Source organism: Patescibacteria group bacterium (assembly GCA_018817715.1).
Taxonomy (GTDB): domain Bacteria; phylum Patescibacteriota; class Patescibacteriia; order Veblenbacterales; family UBA10138; genus JAHITT01.
Genome location: JAHITT010000004.1, coordinates 166,517 through 181,842, shown reverse-complemented (window position 1 = coordinate 181,842; position 15,326 = coordinate 166,517). Strand labels below are relative to the sequence as shown.

The 15,326-nt window shown below is 37.8% G+C and carries 13 protein-coding genes and 1 tRNA gene; 11 read left to right on the top strand and 3 right to left on the bottom strand.

The window, feature by feature from the left end; genetic code table 11:
• Positions 1-2: 2 nt before the first annotated feature.
• Positions 3-74, bottom strand: a tRNA-Arg gene (locus tag KKC17_02365).
• A 62-nt stretch (positions 75-136) separates the two neighbouring features.
• Complete coding sequence (locus tag KKC17_02360) at positions 137-1,015, bottom strand: tyrosine-type recombinase/integrase (protein ID MBU1039055.1); 879 nt, start codon at positions 1,013-1,015, stop codon at positions 137-139.
• A 192-nt stretch (positions 1,016-1,207) separates the two neighbouring features.
• Between KKC17_02360 and rpsO the strand changes: the two genes are divergently transcribed.
• The 6 genes from rpsO to KKC17_02330 all read left to right on the top strand — a co-directional run bounded on the left by rpsO (position 1,208) and on the right by KKC17_02330 (position 7,528).
• The gene (gene rpsO, locus KKC17_02355; protein MBU1039054.1) at positions 1,208-1,552 is read left to right on the top strand and encodes a 30S ribosomal protein S15; all 345 of its coding nucleotides are present in this window, start codon (positions 1,208-1,210) and stop codon (positions 1,550-1,552) included.
• 17 nt (positions 1,553-1,569) lie between these two features.
• Positions 1,570-2,097 (top strand): NYN domain-containing protein, encoded by a 528-nt coding sequence (locus KKC17_02350; GenBank protein ID MBU1039053.1) that lies wholly within the window; start codon positions 1,570-1,572, stop codon positions 2,095-2,097.
• A 153-nt stretch (positions 2,098-2,250) separates the two neighbouring features.
• A complete protein-coding gene (locus KKC17_02345; GenBank protein MBU1039052.1) occupies positions 2,251-4,482 on the top strand; it encodes a polyribonucleotide nucleotidyltransferase in 2,232 nt (743 codons plus the stop codon).
• A gap of 724 nt (positions 4,483-5,206) precedes the next feature.
• Positions 5,207-5,572, top strand: a complete 366-nt coding sequence (locus KKC17_02340; protein MBU1039051.1) for a TraR/DksA C4-type zinc finger protein — start codon at positions 5,207-5,209, stop codon at positions 5,570-5,572.
• A gap of 35 nt (positions 5,573-5,607) precedes the next feature.
• A complete protein-coding gene (locus KKC17_02335) occupies positions 5,608-6,012 on the top strand; it encodes a signal peptidase II (protein ID MBU1039050.1) in 405 nt (134 codons plus the stop codon).
• Positions 6,002-7,528: a YifB family Mg chelatase-like AAA ATPase gene (locus KKC17_02330; GenBank protein ID MBU1039049.1), complete on the top strand. Its 1,527-nt coding sequence runs from the start codon at positions 6,002-6,004 to the stop codon at positions 7,526-7,528. The genes KKC17_02335 and KKC17_02330 overlap by 11 nt, the downstream gene beginning before the upstream one ends.
• On the opposite strand, the gene KKC17_02325 is transcribed toward KKC17_02330, so the two are convergent.
• Positions 7,525-8,748 carry a peptidoglycan DD-metalloendopeptidase family protein gene (locus KKC17_02325; GenBank protein MBU1039048.1) on the bottom strand — a complete coding sequence of 408 codons (1,224 nt, stop codon included), beginning with the start codon at positions 8,746-8,748 and terminating at the stop codon, positions 7,525-7,527. The genes KKC17_02330 and KKC17_02325 overlap by 4 nt on opposite strands.
• A gap of 394 nt (positions 8,749-9,142) precedes the next feature.
• Between KKC17_02325 and leuS the strand changes: the two genes are divergently transcribed.
• The 5 genes from leuS (at position 9,143) to KKC17_02300 (ending at position 15,316) form a co-directional block, all read left to right on the top strand.
• Positions 9,143-11,599: a leucine--tRNA ligase gene (gene leuS / locus KKC17_02320; protein ID MBU1039047.1), complete on the top strand. Its 2,457-nt coding sequence runs from the start codon at positions 9,143-9,145 to the stop codon at positions 11,597-11,599.
• An 18-nt stretch (positions 11,600-11,617) separates the two neighbouring features.
• Positions 11,618-12,241 carry a threonylcarbamoyl-AMP synthase gene (locus tag KKC17_02315; GenBank protein ID MBU1039046.1) on the top strand — a complete coding sequence of 208 codons (624 nt, stop codon included), beginning with the start codon at positions 11,618-11,620 and terminating at the stop codon, positions 12,239-12,241.
• Between the two features lie 145 nt (positions 12,242-12,386).
• Positions 12,387-13,547: an MFS transporter gene (locus KKC17_02310; protein MBU1039045.1), complete on the top strand. Its 1,161-nt coding sequence runs from the start codon at positions 12,387-12,389 to the stop codon at positions 13,545-13,547.
• 27 nt (positions 13,548-13,574) lie between these two features.
• A complete protein-coding gene (gene rsmA, locus KKC17_02305) occupies positions 13,575-14,450 on the top strand; it encodes a ribosomal RNA small subunit methyltransferase A (protein MBU1039044.1) in 876 nt (291 codons plus the stop codon).
• Positions 14,451-14,602: 152 nt separating this feature from the next.
• Positions 14,603-15,316, top strand: coding sequence for a thrombospondin type 3 repeat-containing protein (locus KKC17_02300; protein MBU1039043.1), 714 nt, complete (start codon positions 14,603-14,605; stop codon positions 15,314-15,316).
• Positions 15,317-15,326 lie beyond the last annotated feature (10 nt).

The window sequence follows — 15,326 nt, the reverse complement described above, 5'->3', positions numbered from 1 at the left end:
TGTGCCCCTGAGAGGAATCGAACCTCTATTAGTGGCTTAGAAGTCCACAGTTCTATCCATTGAACTACAGGGGCATAAGTTAGACCAAGTAATTTCTTAAAAGACTGTAACGATAAGTTAAGGCCAACTGTCTGTTTTAGTCAACCTGACTGGGTTTATACCAATTAATACTACTAGTATGTTTGTAACCAAGAAGGCTTTTAATCTGAATTGTTGGAATTTTATTTTGAATTAATTTTTGACTGTAAATTTTTCTTAAATGACTAGGAGTTAGTGGTTTTTCTAAACCGGCCAGTCGTCCATAATAAGCGATTAATCTTTGGATGCTGCGACTGCTTAAATTATGGTTGATTTTTTGAGTCCGTTTAGCAGATTTAGCCGCTCGGTCGTGGTTAATAAATAAAGCTGGGTCAGTATCATGCCGTTCTTTTAAATAATTTATTAATAATTGTTGAGATTCTGCGGTTAGAATTAATTTTCGAGTGTGCTTTGATTTTTTTACAGTTAGTTCTTTTTTTTCAAAATCAACATCGGCTTTAGTTAGGTTGGAAACCTCCGAAACTTTTAGGCCATTAGTTAAAAGCAATTCTATTATAGTTGAATCTCTTAAGTTAATAACTTGACTGGCTAGGGTTGATTGGATTGCTTGGTGTAATTTATCTGTTGGGTCGATTTCTTTTGTGACCGTTTTCCTTTTTAAGGGATTTAATTTTATATCATTGGTTTTTAGATTAGAAAGATTTTTATTTTTTAAGAATCGATTGAAGGAACGCAGAGCTGTTAAATGATAATTAATGGTATTATTTTTTAAAGTTGGCTGTTGGTTAGCCAGGCTCTGAGCAAAGTTTTTTATTACCAAACTATCAACTTGTGGCAGACTTAGGTTTTTTGTTTTAAGCCATAGAGCGAATTTTTTTAAATATAGTTGATAATTTTTTATAGTCAGATTATTTTTCCCCTGATTTTCCAAATCAGTTAAGAAAGTTTTTATTAAATTGGTAGATTGGTTAGGCATATTTTTTCAGTTGTTCATATTTTACGACACATCTTAAAATTAAGCAAAAATATTGTTTTTTAATTACCTTACCCTTAGCACTTGATTTTATTTGTTTAATCTGTTACAGTTATGTCGCTTAATCATTAAGGCGCGAACTTGGGTTGGTGGAAAATCCCTAAACTCGACTCGACGCTCATAGAGGATAAAAATATGTTGGATAAAGTAGCTAAGGATAAGATAATTAAGAAGTTTAAGACGCATGATCAGGATACAGGTTCGGCCGAAGTTCAGATAGCTATTCTGACCGAAGAAATAACCCGATTAACCGAGCATTTAAAGGGTCATAAGAAAGATTTTTCTTCTCGTCGTGGTCTGATTAAAAAGGTTAATCAACGCCGTAAATTGCTTAAATTTTTACAACGTGAGAATAAAGTTAGTTTTGAAGAAATAGTAAAGAAATTAAAACTTAAAGTTAAGATTTCTGACCAGTCGGCTATTTTAGGCGAAGAAGCCGAAGAGTCGATAGAGCAATCTGTGGAGTCGGATGAATCTTAGAAAGAATTAGAGTTAATATGCTTAAACACAAAGATCAGCGCGTTGGAGTTTTTGTCGATGTGCAGAATATGTATTATTCAGCCCGCAACCTTTATGGTTCTCGGGTTAATTTTGCCAATATCTTGCAGCAGGCTGTGCAAGATCGAAAACTTATTCGGGCAGTGGCCTACGTAGTTAAGGCTGAAGCACCTGAGGAAATAAAGTTTTTTGAAGCTTTGGATAAACAGGGTTTTGAAGTAAATATGAAAGATCTGCAGGTTTTCGTGGGGGGAGCCAAAAAGGGCGATTGGGATGTTGGTATAACTATTGACGCTGTGACTATGGCTAATAAGTTGGATGTGGTTATTTTAGTAACTGGCGACGGTGACTTTGTGCCTTTAGTTCAGTATTTGCAGTTTTTGGGCCAGCGGGTGGAAGTTATGGCTTTTATTGAAACCACCTCAGCGAAATTAAAAGAGCAAGCGGATGATTTTTTTGACTTGTCAGAAGAAAAAAATAAGTTCTTATTAAGAGGTCGTCAAGGTCAAATTAGACGTTCTAAGTAGATTAAAAAATTATTAATTAAGCGTGGTTTGGTTCAATCTAGGGTTGGATATGTTATTTGAAGAGAGGTTGCCTTGTTTTAAGGCCAGCTCCTTTCAAATAACCAATCTCCCAAAAAGTTTTTGGCCAACAACGCCATAAGGAATTAGTTATCAATGAGTAATGTAAAAATTTTTAAGCACGAATTAGCCGGCCAGCCTTTAGAGGTGGAAGTTGGTAAATTAGCCAATCAGGCCCAAGGTGCTTGTACTGTTCGTTACGGCGATACAGTTGTTTTAGCAACAGTTGTTCAAGCTTCTACCCCAAGGGAGGGTATAGATTATTTCCCTTTGATGGTGGATTACGAAGAAAGATTGTATGCAGCTGGAAAAATTAAAGGTTCTCGGTTTATTAAACGAGAAGGCCGCCCTACCGATGAGGCTATTCTAACCGCTCGAGTAATTGATCGTTCGGTGCGGCCGTTATTTGGTGACAGTGAACGGCGAGATGTTCAAGTAATGGTTACGGTTTTGTCTGTGGATGGAGAAAACGATCCAGATGTACCATCTTTGTTAGCCGCTTCTTTGGCTTTGGCTATTTCACCGGTTAAGTGGTCAGGTCCGATTGCGGCTGGCCGAGTTGGTCGGGTTGATGGTCAATGGGTTTTTAATCCTTCTTATGAAGCTAGAAGTAAGTCGGATTTGGATGTTTTTATTTCGGCTACGGCTGAAGAAATAGTTATGTTGGAAGCAGGTAGCCAAGAAGTTGTAGAAGCTGATATGTCTGCCGCTATAACTTTTGGTCATCAACAAATCGCCAAATTGTTTCCTTTTATGCAGGAGGTTATTCAAGCTTGCGCTCAACCTAAATTGGCTGAAATAGAAATTTCTACTGAACTTAAAGAACAACAAGCCAAACTTAAAGCTAAGGTGGAGCAGTATTTAAATGGTAAATTTGATTCATTATTTGGTGGCTCTTCCAAGCAGTCTTTTAAGGATGGTTTACGTCAAATAGAACAAGGTTTGTCCGAGGCTTTAAAAGCTGATAATGAGGTTAGTAAAGAAGAGGCCGGTCGAGGCTTAAAGTTGATAGAGTTTTATTTGGATAAAGCTTCACGCCAGTATGTTTTAGCAACTGGTAAAAGAGTAGATGGTCGGGCTTTTGATCAAATTAGGTCTTTGTCAGCGGAAGTAGGTTTGTTACCGCGTACTCATGGTAGTGGTTTGTTTCAACGTGGCGAAACGCAAGTTTTATCGGTGGTGACCTTAGGTAGCCCAGGTGATGAACAGACTTTAGATGGCATGGAAGAAGATGGTAAAAAGCGCTATATGCATCATTATAATTTTCCAGCTTATTCAGTAGGCGAAGTAAAACCAATTCGTTCACCGGGTCGCCGGGAAATTGGCCATGGTGCTCTAGCAGAAAAAGCTTTGATGCCAGTGATTCCTCAAGACAAAGAAAAGTTTCCTTACACTATTAGAGTGGTTTCCGAAGTGTTATCTTCTAATGGTTCTTCTTCTCAGGCTTCCATTTGTGGATCCTCTTTGGCTTTAATGGATGCCGGTGTACCAATTAGTGCGCCAGTGGCTGGTATAGCTATGGGTTTAATAACCGATTTGGATCAGCCGACTAAATATGCCATTTTGACTGATATTCAAGGTATTGAAGATCATTCTGGCGATATGGATTTTAAAGTTGGTGGTACGACTAAAGGTATTACGGCTGTTCAACTAGATATTAAATTAGGTGGTATTTCTTTGGCTATAGTAGAAGAAACTTTAAACAAAGCTAAGGAAGCTAGATTACAGATATTAGAAGTGATGTCTAAGGCTTTAGCCCAGCCCCGGCCAGAAATGTCACCTTACGCTCCTAGAATAATCTCTTTTTATATACCAGTTGATAAAATTAGAGATGTTATTGGGCCAGGTGGCAAGATGATCAATGAAATCATTGCTGTAACGGGTGTAGCTATAGATATCGAGGATAGTGGTTTGGTCATGGTAACTTCTAATAATGCTTCGGGTTCAGCTCAAGCAGTTGATTGGATAAAGAATCTTACTCGGCAGGTAGTAGTCGGTGAAGTTTATAAAGGCAAGGTAACTCGTTTAATGAATTTTGGGGCTTTTGTGGAAATATTGCCTCGGACTGAAGGTTTGGTTCATATTTCTGAATTGGCTTGGGCCAGAATTAATACTGTGCAGGAAGCGGTTAATGTAGGCGATGAGATAGAAGTGAAGGTGACTGAGATAGATGATCAAGGACGGGTTAATTTGTCCCATAAACAGCTTTTACCTAAACCCGAGGGTTATGTTGCTTCCGCTGAGACAGCTTATCAGCCGGCTCGTAATAGTCGGCCTTTTGCTGGTGGGCGCGGTCGAGAATCACAAGGACATGGTTCAAGACGTTAGTTAATATTTATTTAAGGTTAGCGAAAAACCAGCTTAAACCAGTTAATTAATTGGTGAATAAGCTGGTTTTTAGTTGTGGTTATTTTTGTGGATAAGTTGTGATTACTGTGGATAATGAACATAATATGTGCCCATCTATTATAGAGGTTTTTTGTTTAATTTAAGCTAAAAAATAGCTATTGACTGATTTTAAAAAGTATGCTATATTAAAGATGTTCTTTAAAAAGACAGAGGTAAAGATTTGTGGCTAGATAAAATTTGGCAATAATTCTTTTCTTACTGTCCTTTTGGAACTGTTAACTGGTGGCAGTACCAAAAAAAATTTTGAAACAAAAACTAAAATGGCGCTTCTGCCTTAATAAGGGTGGGAGAGTTGCCACAGGACGGTAAGAACAAAGCGTACTTTATATTTAGCCAGTGTACGCGCCTAATCAAGTCGCTTGAGGATACATTCTTAGCAAGTTTCAAATTAATTTGGGATTTACTAAGTAGCGCAAGCGTCGCAATTAAGGCGCCAGTACGCCATTAATTAAGTTTTTTAAAAAATGGGCGCCTACTGGCGCCTATTTTTATTGTTAAATTTTAACAGATTAAATAACTAGTCTTGTAATTTAATATTATTGCCAAATTAGCCAAAACCCTTTTAAGGCTTGAATAAATTTAACTCTCAGGCTATAATTCCACTACATTTTATTGGGTAGATCTTAGTTGGCAGCTAAAATTTATGAAGCAAACTTTTGTTGAAGAAATGAAGACTATTTTAGGCCAGACTCAAAACCGCTTGCGGCAGGAGTTGGATTTGGTCAAGGCTGAATCTGGTAAAAAAACCGACAAAGCTACTTGGCCTGAATATGGCGATAAAGATGATGAAAATGCCGCTGAAGTGGCGACTTTTTCTGATAAGTTGTCTTTAAACAGGGCTTTAGAAGAAACCTTAGAAGATGTGGAGTCAGCTTTACGTAGGATAACGGACGGTAGTTATGGTGTGTGTAAATATTGCCAAACAAAGATTGATGAGCGACGCCTGCGGGCTCGACCAGAATCAAGTTCTTGTGTTGATTGTAAAACCAAATTGTTAAATAAGCTTTAATGATTAAAAGGTCTTTTAGCACCCTGGGAGGGGTTATGGTGTTATTAATAGTTGACCGTTTGATAAAACAAGGGGCAGTAACTCAGCCGATTAAAACGATTGGTCAGAGTTTTTTTTCTTTTGGCTTTTCTCTTAATTCCCAAGGTATTTTTAGTTTGCCTTTGTCTAATTGGTGGTTAGTAATTTTTAATTTATTAATAATAGTTGGTTTGTTGGTTGGTTTATTGAAAATTTGGCCCTTAGACCGGACTTGGTTAACGGCAGGGTTGCTTTTTTTATTGGTGGGTGGGTTAAGTAATTTTTATGATCGTTTATTTTGGGCTGGCGTAGTGGATTATTGGCATTGGTTTAACTTTTTTTCTTTTAATCTGGCAGATGTTTATTTAATTATTGGTTTAAGTTGTTTGTTAAGAGGGATCAAACAACCTTATGGCAGCTAAAGTATTTACTATCCATGTTTTAGGTCTAGCAGCCAGGTTAATTGAGGTAGAGGCAGATACCTCCAGTCAATTACCAGGTATTTTTATTGTAGGTTTGCCTGACAAGGCGGTTGATGAGGCTAAAGAGAGGGTTCGTTCGGCTTTAAAAAATTCTGATTGTTATTTTCCTAGGACAAAGGTAACAGTAAATTTAGCACCGGCTGATTTAAAAAAAGAAGGCTCCTCTTACGATTTACCCATCGCCTTGGCCTTGCTTTTAGCTAGTGGTCAATTAAAACCAGCGGTTGATTTAAAGAAGCTTTTGTTTATTGGGGAACTGTCTTTGGCTGGTGATTTACGGCCAGTTAAGGGTATTTTGGTTATGGCTCAGGCGGCTCGACGTTTGGGTTTTGATTGTTTGTTGGTACCTCAAGCTAATGCTAAGGAGGCTGCTTTAATAGAAGATATAAAAATTTTAGCTGTTAATAATTTAGCTGAAGTTTTACAGTATTTAACTAGTCGTAAAATTTTATCACCTCAACCTGTTACTAGTTTGAAGCAAAGCAAAGGATTTAATCCTTTGGTTAATTTGGCTGATATTTATGGTCAGGAGCAGGCTAAAAGAGCTTTAGAAATAGCAGCGGCTGGTGGCCATAATTTGTTATTATTTGGGCCGCCTGGTTCAGGTAAAACTTTATTAGCTCGAGCTTTAACTGGTTTGTTGCCTGATTTAGCCAGGCAAGAGGTTTTAGAGGTAACAGCTATTTATAGTGTGGCCGGTTTATTAACCAAGGAGGAGCCTTTGGTTTATTTAAGACCTTGTCGGTCGCCCCATCATACTGCTTCAGAAATATCTTTAATCGGTGGTGGTACTGCCCTGCGGCCAGGTGAAATATCATTAGCTCATCGAGGAGTACTTTTTTTGGATGAGTTACCAGAATTTCCTCGATCGGTTTTAGAAAGTTTGCGCCAACCTTTGGAAGAGGGTTGGGTAACAATTTCTCGGGCCAGCGGTAGTGTAAAATTTCCAGCCAGATTTATTTTAATAGCCGCCCTTAATCCTTGTCCTTGTGGTTTTGCTGGTGATCCCAAAAAAGATTGCCAATGTACTGTCAATCAAATTTATCGTTATCAAAGACGGCTGTCTGGCCCGTTGTTGGACCGGTTTGATTTACATATTATGGTACCGCGCTTACCTTATTCTAAAATGGCGGCAGCTGAAGGGGGTGAAAATAGTTCAATTGTTCAACAAAGAGTAATTTTGGCCAGGCAAAAACAATTACTTAGGTTTAACAACTCGGCAGTTCAACTTAATAGCACTATGTCTAATCAGGATTTAAAAAAGTGGATTAATTTAGAATCAGGCAGTTCTCTTTTATTAAAACAAGCTATGGAGCGTTGGCAGCTTTCTGGTCGGTCTTATCATCGTTTGCTTAAAGTAGCGCGGACGATTGCCGATTTGGCCGGATCAGCTGAAGTTAGAACAAACCATTTGGCTGAGGCCTTGCAATATCGCCCGCGCGCTAATTTTAATTAGCGGGTGTAACTTAAAGGATTAAGACGTCGGCCGTTTAAGCGCACTTCAAAATGAATATGTGGTCCAGTAGAACGGCCGGTGGACCCCATAGCGGCAATCTCTTGGCCGCGGTTTACTTTTTCTCCAACCGATACGAATAGTTTGCTATTGTGTCCGTATAATGTTTGTAATCCGCCACCGTGGTCAATAATTATGTAATAACCGTAGCCGCCTCGATTCCAACCAGCCACCGTAACAACACCGTCTTCGGCAGCGTAAAGTGGGGTGCCTACTTTATCAGCAATATCTAAACCAGTGTGTCGCCAGCTATAATATTGAGTAATTTTTCGTCTAACAGTCGGCCATTGTAATTTAGTGTTACTAATAGAAGCACTACTGCCTGACGGTTGGAGATTGTTTTGTCCGGGTTGGCTGGCTACCACTGGGCTGGTTCTGATTGTTAGGGGCTGGGCACCCGGTATAATGATGTTTTGGCCAATGGTTAATTTGTTACCCACAGGATTAGCTTCAGTAATGGCATCAATGGAAACTCGATAACGGCTGGCAATGGCTGATAAAGTGTCACCCGATCGTATTTTGTAACTTAGGCCATTAATTGGCAAAATTGTTATGTTTTGTCCGGGCCTAATTAGGCTGCCACTTCTTAGATTATTTTCCCATAATAAAGTGTTAAGGCTTAAACCGAATTTTTTGGCTATACTGGCCAAGGTGTCACCGGTTTCAACTGTGTATTTTTCAATTTCTTGTCGTTTGGCTACACTAATTTGGGAGTGAATAATATTGGGTTTCAAAATAGAAGTGCCATTTATTAAAGTTATAGGCAGATCAGTTGGAATACCAACGCCTCTTTCTGTATTATCAGCTTTAAGTTGCAGACTATTTTGGCTGGGGGGGAGGATGCCAGGCGTATTATCATCTATGATGGTACCGTCGAATTCATTTTTAATTAAAGGATAAATAAGATTATTTTGCCCAGCGGTTAATTGTCGATTAGTTTGTTTAGCTTGAAGATTATTAAGACTAATTAATAAACCGCCACAGATTAAAGCAATTAAAATCGTGCGGTGACTTCTTAAAACCAGTCTTAAATTAAAATTTAATTGGCCTTGGCGTAATTTTCTGTGCCAACGTAGGTAAAAATCATACGGCCAGACAACCAAAAAACGCCAGATGGCTTGACCGACTGGTTGGGAGATAATTTTTATTAAGGTGGTTAGCAAGCTAAATGGTTTCTTAAGCCAGGGGCTTATTTTTTTTAAAAGCCAGGCGACTTGCTTAACCTTATGCCAGATTATTATGATTAAATGTTTACTAATAGTATTAACCCTTTTACCGTTTGATTACAGCGGTTTGTTCAAAAATAAAAGGCCGATTTTCCGACCGTTTCACCAAGCGGTTTAAAGTAAACAAGTGAACTATAACATAACATTTTTAAGGCTTTAGGTCAAAGTAACCAAACAAGAATTAGAATTAAAGGGTGCGAATTATTAATTGTCATCATAAGACGGTTTAACTCAATTTGTAATTTCTGATTTTATTTTTTTGTCTTGTCTTAAGTGGTTTTAAGATGCTAGCATTATATCAGCCTTAAGTAGTTAACAGCTTATAGTTTTTATGGCTAAGTATGATCATCAACTAGTTGAAGACAAGTGGCAGAAAATCTGGCAAACTAATAATTATTATCAGGCGGACAACAGTTCAGTTAAACCCAAAAAGTATATTTTGGATATGTTCCCTTATCCGTCTGGAGCCGGTTTGCATGTTGGGCACGTGGAAAGTTATACGGCGGCTGATATTATTAGCCGTTATTTTCGACTTAAAGGTTTTGAAGTCTTGCATCCGATGGGTTGGGATTCTTTTGGTTTGCCGGCCGAAAATTACGCTATTAAAAAAAAGATTCATCCTAAGTTAGTAACGGAACAAAATATTAATCGTTTTCGTCAGCAGTTAAAGCGTTTGGGTTGTTCTTATGATTGGTCCAGGGAAGTTGCTACTTCTGATCCTCAGTATTACCGCTGGACACAATGGATTTTTTTAAAACTTTTTGCCCAGCAATTAGCCTATCAGGCGGTCGTGCCGATTAATTGGTGTCCTTCTTGTCAGACTGGTTTGGCCAATGAGGAAGTAATTGATGGTGCTTGTGAACGTTGTCAGACAATTATTATAAAAAAACAAAAAAAACAGTGGCTGTTAAAAATTACCGATTATGCCGATCGCTTGTTGGCCGATTTAGATTCTTTGACCTGGCCAACAAAAATAAAAACTATGCAGGCCAATTGGATTGGTCGTTCAGTCGGGGCTTATATTAAATTTAAATTAGTAGATGATGATTTTTTTATTTCAGTTTTTTCTACTAGGTCAGATACTTTATTTGGAGTTACTTATTTGGTAGTAGCTCCGGAATATGCTCAATTGGATAAATTAATAAAATTGGAACAACGGAGTGAGGTTGGGCGTTATGTGGAAAAAGTAAAAACCGTTAGTGAGTATGATCGGGCTGATTTTAAAAGAAAAAAAACCGGAGTTTTTACGGGTAGTTATGCTATTAATCCAGCCACTAATGAACCAGTGCCTATTTGGGTAGCGGATTATGTTTTAGCTTCTTATGGTACTGGAGCAGTTATGGCTGTGCCGGCTCATGATGAAAGAGATTTTGCTTTTGCTCAAAAATTTGGTTTACCAGAAAGAGTAGTCATTGTGCCAGATTCTTCAGTGCGTCAAGCTGCCCGCAAGGCTTATTTAGGTGAGGGTCGCCTGGTTGACTCTGGACAATTTACTCGTTTATCTTCCGAGCAGGCTAGAAAGCAAATAACTGATTGGTTAAAAAAACAAAATTTAGGTCAACCAGCTGTTAATTATAAACTTAAAGATTGGTTATTTTCTCGTCAGCGTTATTGGGGTGAACCTATTCCTATAATTCATTGTTTATCTTGCGGAGCCGTACCAGTGCCAGTTGAGGATTTACCAGTAACTTTGCCCGAGGTAGAATTTTATCAGCCGTCGGGTACTGGCGAATCGCCTTTGGCCACAATTACTGACTGGGTTGAGACAGTTTGCCCTAAATGTGGTAAGTCAGCTAAACGGGAAACAGATACCATGCCGCAATGGGCGGGCTCTTCTTGGTATTGGTTAAGATTTTGTGATCCTAATAATTCTCAGGAGCTTTTTGATTCCCAAGCAGTTTCTAAGTGGGCGCCAGTTGATATTTATGTAGGTGGTGCTGAGCACGCCGTTTTGCATTTATTATATGCTAGGTTCTGGCATAAAGTTTTGTATGATCAGGGTTTGGTTAATCATCAAGAACCTTTTTTACGTCTAGTAAATCAAGGAATAATTTTAGCGGCTGATGGACGTAAAATGTCTAAAAGTTTTGATAATGTTGTTAACCCTGATGAAGTCATTGAACAATGGGGCGCTGATTGTTTACGTTTGTTTGAAATGTTTTTAGGTCCTTTGGAGGATGCTAAACCTTGGCAAGAACGGGGAATTGTTGGTTTAAGAAGATTTTTAGAAAAGATTTGGAACTTGGGCAATAATTTATTGCCTAAAGAAATAGTGCCAACAGATTTAGCGGATCAATCAGCCGAATTCAAGTGGCAATTGAATTTAACCATAAAGAAAACAACCGAAGATATAGAGTCGTTTCGTTTTAATACAGCTATTAGTGGTTTAATGGAGTTTACTAATTATTTAACAGAAGATAAAAATAATTTATTAAACAATCGTTTGGAAGGTTTTAAAAATCTTTTGATTTTGCTTTATCCGTTGGCACCGCATATTACCAGTGAATTATGGCAATTGAGTCAGAGTCAGTTTAAGTGGGTTGGTTCTTTGGCTGAGCAGGTGTGGCCAACCTATCAGGCAGCTGCTTTACAAACATTAACCACGGTTTTAGCCATTCAGGTTAATGGTAAATTAAGAGGGCAATTAAATTGTTCCGTTAGTTTATCTAAAGAAGAAATAATTAATCAGGCTAAGGTTTTGCCGGGTGTACAAAAATATTTAGCCAACCAAACAATCAAAAAAACAATTTATGTGGCTGATAAAATAGTAAATTTTGTAATTGATTAATGGTTGAGGGTTAAATTTATGGAATTTTTTTCCAAAACTGATTTAGATATACTTAAGCTGGTGAGTTTATTTAAAAAAGGGCAAGTGGTGGCTGGTCCAACAGAAACAGCTTACGGTTTATTGGCCGATGCCACCAATCAAGCAGCTCTTAAAAAAATTTTTTATATTAAAGGTCGTCCCGCCCATAAACCCTGTCCAGTGGTCGTGGCGACTTTGGCCATGGCCAAAAAATGGGCTGATTTTGATAGTTTGTCTTTAAAATTAGCTCAAGCTTTTTGGCCAGGACCTTTAACTTTGGTTTTACCCACCCAGCAGTCTTTTTGGCCAGCTCGGCTGTTAGCTGGTCAAGCAGAAATTGGTTTGCGTTTAACTAGTTCCTCTTGGTTACGTAAATTATCTGGAAGCTTAGGTCGTCCTGTAACCGCCACTTCAGCTAATTTGTCGGGACAACCTGTTTTATATGATTATAAGGAAGTAGCTAAACAGTTGGCGCCTAATAATTTAAAGTATTTAGTCGCTAGTCGACGTTTACCAATTAGGCCAGTTTCCACGGTAGTTAGAGTACGTAAAGGTCACTTACGAGTTTTAAGGAGGGGGGCTATTTCCTTAGCCAGAATAGAGGATGTGATAAGATATAAGTAACTAAAATTTTAATTCCCAATATTAAATTACAAATTTACAATCAATACTTAATAGCCAAATTAATTAATTTGGTAGTAAGTAGTTCGGGAATTTATTTATAGCTGTAGATTATTTAAGTTTTAAGGTTTAGGATTTTACTTTTATTATGCTTCATCAATTTGCTTTAAGTTTTGGTCGTTTATTTCCTAAACGTTTAGCCAGGCAGGTTAAGGAACTTTATTTGGCTACTATTTTACAATCATTGGCTTTGGCCATGATTATTATTTTTGAACCGATTTATTTGTGGCAACAAGGACTGGGGCTTAAAGGAATATTGATTTTTTATCTAGCGGTTTATGTTTTATATGTTTTGATTATGCCGCTGGGAGCCAAACTGGCCAATCGTTTTGGCTATGAAACATCAATTGCTTTATCAACTGTTAGTCAAGCAATTTATTTATTGACTTTGTTTCTGTCGGCTTGGTCTTGGTGGTGGTTGGTTATTACGGTGGTGGCTTATGCCGGACAAAAGAGTTTATATTGGCCGGCTTATCATGCAGATTTTGCCCATAATTCCGATTCTGCTGAACAAGGTAAGGAATTGAGTGGGTTGTCGGTTTGTATAGCCTTGGTTTATGTACTGGGTCCTTTATTGGCCGGTTTGTTGTTAACCTTTTTTTCTTGGTTGTGGCTTTTTATAATTGGTAGTTTTATTTTATTGTTGTCTAATTGGCCCCTGTTGCGTACTAAAGAGATTTTTAAACCAACGGATTTTTCTTATTGGGATACTTATAAACAAGTTTTTGGTCGGCAAAATTGGCGGCGTTTATTAGCTTATATTGGGTTTGGTGAAGAGCTTATTGTTATGGTGCTTTGGCCGGTTTTTATAGCTGTTGTTTTAGTTAATTATGCGGAAATCGGTGCGGTGGTAGCCGCTTCGACGTTAGTTATGGCTTTAGTTACTTTGTATATTGGTAAATTAAGTGACGAGCAAGATGCGGGAAAAGTTTTACGTTTATCGGTGTTAGTTTATTTTTTAAGCTGGTTGGGTCGACTGGCCACCCGTTTACCTTTTTCGGTTTTTGTGGTGGATGCTTGGTCGAGGGTGTCTAAAAATGCTGTGATTATTCCTTTAATGTCTATTACTTATCGTCGATCAAAACTGACTTCGGTTATGGCCGGAGGTGTTTTTTTTGAAATGAGTTTATCGGTTGGCAAAATCGTAGCCGCCTTAATACTTTTAGCGATTTTTAGTTTTGGTGAATCTTGGACAGCCGCTTGGTTAACTGGCGCCGCTATGTCATTACTTTATTTGCTGTTAAAGTAGTTTGTGTTTTAAATTTTTTATTCCATTATGTTACCTGATAATTTGTTAAAGTGGACTAAAGTTTTGATTGCTAAATATCAACTTAAACCTGGTCGTCGTTTGGGACAACATTTTTTAATTGATCGGTCGGTTATTGAAGAAGTTTTAACAGTGGCTGATTTAAAACCCAATCAAGCGGTTTTAGAAGTTGGTGGCGGTTTCGGCACTTTAACTTTATTTTTGTTAGAGAAGAAAGTTAATTTGACAGTTGTGGAATTAGATAAAAAATTAGCAAGCATTTTAGAGGGTTATAAAAAATTTAGTACTAACTTTAAGGTAGTAGAGGCTGATATATTAAAAATTAGTGATACTGAATTAAAACAAGCTCTTAATTTATCAATTAACCAGTCTTGGTTTTTATTGGCTAATTTACCTTACGAAATATCCGGTGCCTTTTTACGTCGATTTTTGTCAGGTAGTTTTAAACCCAGTAGGATGGTTTTGCTTTTACAAAAGGAAGTGGCGGATAGATTAGCAGCCAAACCTGGCCAATTAAGCTTGTTGGGTTTGCAAGCTCAACTTAATGCCCAGGTACAAGTGTTTAAGAAAGTTACCCCAGCCGCATTTTTACCGCCACCCAAAGTGGGATCAGCTGTGGTTAGGCTGGATATTAAATCTGCTGAGGACAAGACTAAATTATTAGCCGGTTTATCAGAAGATTTTTTTTGGCGAGTAGCTAAAACAGCTTTTACTACCAAACGTAAGCAATTAGTAGGTAGTTTAAGCGCTGGTTTAGCTTTAGATAGAGCTTTTATCACTCAAGCTCTTCATAAAGTTAATTTAAAAACAACTGCTCGCCCTCAAGAATTATCTTTGGAGCAGTGGATTGGGCTATCTAAGGAGTTAGTTATTCGGTTTTTATAAAACATTTTTTTACTCTTGAAGCTGGATTTTTGTTTTTGAAGGCTTTTGACATTTGGGTGTTGATGTGATATAATTCAGATATCTTTTAGAGTATTTTTTGTTTTGAGATTTAGCTAATTCCAAATCTTTTCAAAAAATTATTTTTTAAAACAATGGCCGAGCAAGATATTTCCGAAATAAACGGGCCGACTGGGCATAATTGGGGTTTGGCCACCATAGCTTTATTGGCAGTAGTTTTCGGAGTTTGGCAGATTAGTAATTCAATAAAATTGCCCTTTGCACCCAAAATTTACAATGACGATAGTCAAATGACAGTAGCTAATGAAACGGTTTTACGGGCTAGTGATACGGATGGTGATGGTTTGTCTGATTATGAGGAAATAAATTTTTACCGGACTAGTCTTTATTTAAAAGATACTGATTCAGATGGTTTAGATGACAAAGCGGAAGTGGATAATGGTAGTGATCCTAATTGTCCTCAAGGTCAGGATTGTTTAAAATTTGTGGCTCCAGTTAGCCAATCAGAAACCGCTGGTTATGATGTTGAAGCAGCGCCCAGTCCCGAGGAAATTAGGCAAATGCTTAAGAATAACGGCGCCACTGATGAAATGTTGGCTAAATATAATGACCAAACATTAATTAATATTTATCAGCAAGTGGCTGGTGAAAATAAAGCAACTACAGGGTCAGCCGGAGCTTTAGATACCAGTCTTCAGTTAACGGATCAAGAAAAAGAGCTTTTACAAAAAATGTCCGGTGCTGAATTAAGGCAGTTTTTAATAGCTGGCGGCGCCGATGCTAAGGAATTAGATATAATAGATGACACTACTTTGCAGGCTACGGTTAAACAGTTATTTGGTTTTTAATTAAATTAAA

What these genes read in the sequence shown, in the direction of transcription:
- KKC17_02300 (MBU1039043.1), top strand. Translation starts at nt 14,603, where the DNA reads ATGGCCGAGCAAGATATTTCCGAAATAAACGGGCCGACTGGGCATAAT.
- KKC17_02330 (MBU1039049.1), top strand. Translation starts at nt 6,002, where the DNA reads ATGGCAGCTAAAGTATTTACTATCCATGTTTTAGGTCTAGCAGCCAGG.
- KKC17_02345 (MBU1039052.1), top strand. Translation starts at nt 2,251, where the DNA reads ATGAGTAATGTAAAAATTTTTAAGCACGAATTAGCCGGCCAGCCTTTA.
- leuS (MBU1039047.1), top strand. Translation starts at nt 9,143, where the DNA reads ATGGCTAAGTATGATCATCAACTAGTTGAAGACAAGTGGCAGAAAATC.
- KKC17_02335 (MBU1039050.1), top strand. Translation starts at nt 5,608, where the DNA reads ATGGTGTTATTAATAGTTGACCGTTTGATAAAACAAGGGGCAGTAACT.
- KKC17_02350 (MBU1039053.1), top strand. Translation starts at nt 1,570, where the DNA reads ATGCTTAAACACAAAGATCAGCGCGTTGGAGTTTTTGTCGATGTGCAG.
- rsmA (MBU1039044.1), top strand. Translation starts at nt 13,575, where the DNA reads ATGTTACCTGATAATTTGTTAAAGTGGACTAAAGTTTTGATTGCTAAA.
- KKC17_02315 (MBU1039046.1), top strand. Translation starts at nt 11,618, where the DNA reads ATGGAATTTTTTTCCAAAACTGATTTAGATATACTTAAGCTGGTGAGT.
- KKC17_02340 (MBU1039051.1), top strand. Translation starts at nt 5,207, where the DNA reads ATGAAGCAAACTTTTGTTGAAGAAATGAAGACTATTTTAGGCCAGACT.
- rpsO (MBU1039054.1), top strand. Translation starts at nt 1,208, where the DNA reads ATGTTGGATAAAGTAGCTAAGGATAAGATAATTAAGAAGTTTAAGACG.
- KKC17_02360 (MBU1039055.1), bottom strand. Translation starts at nt 1,015, where the DNA reads ATGCCTAACCAATCTACCAATTTAATAAAAACTTTCTTAACTGATTTG.
- KKC17_02310 (MBU1039045.1), top strand. Translation starts at nt 12,387, where the DNA reads ATGCTTCATCAATTTGCTTTAAGTTTTGGTCGTTTATTTCCTAAACGT.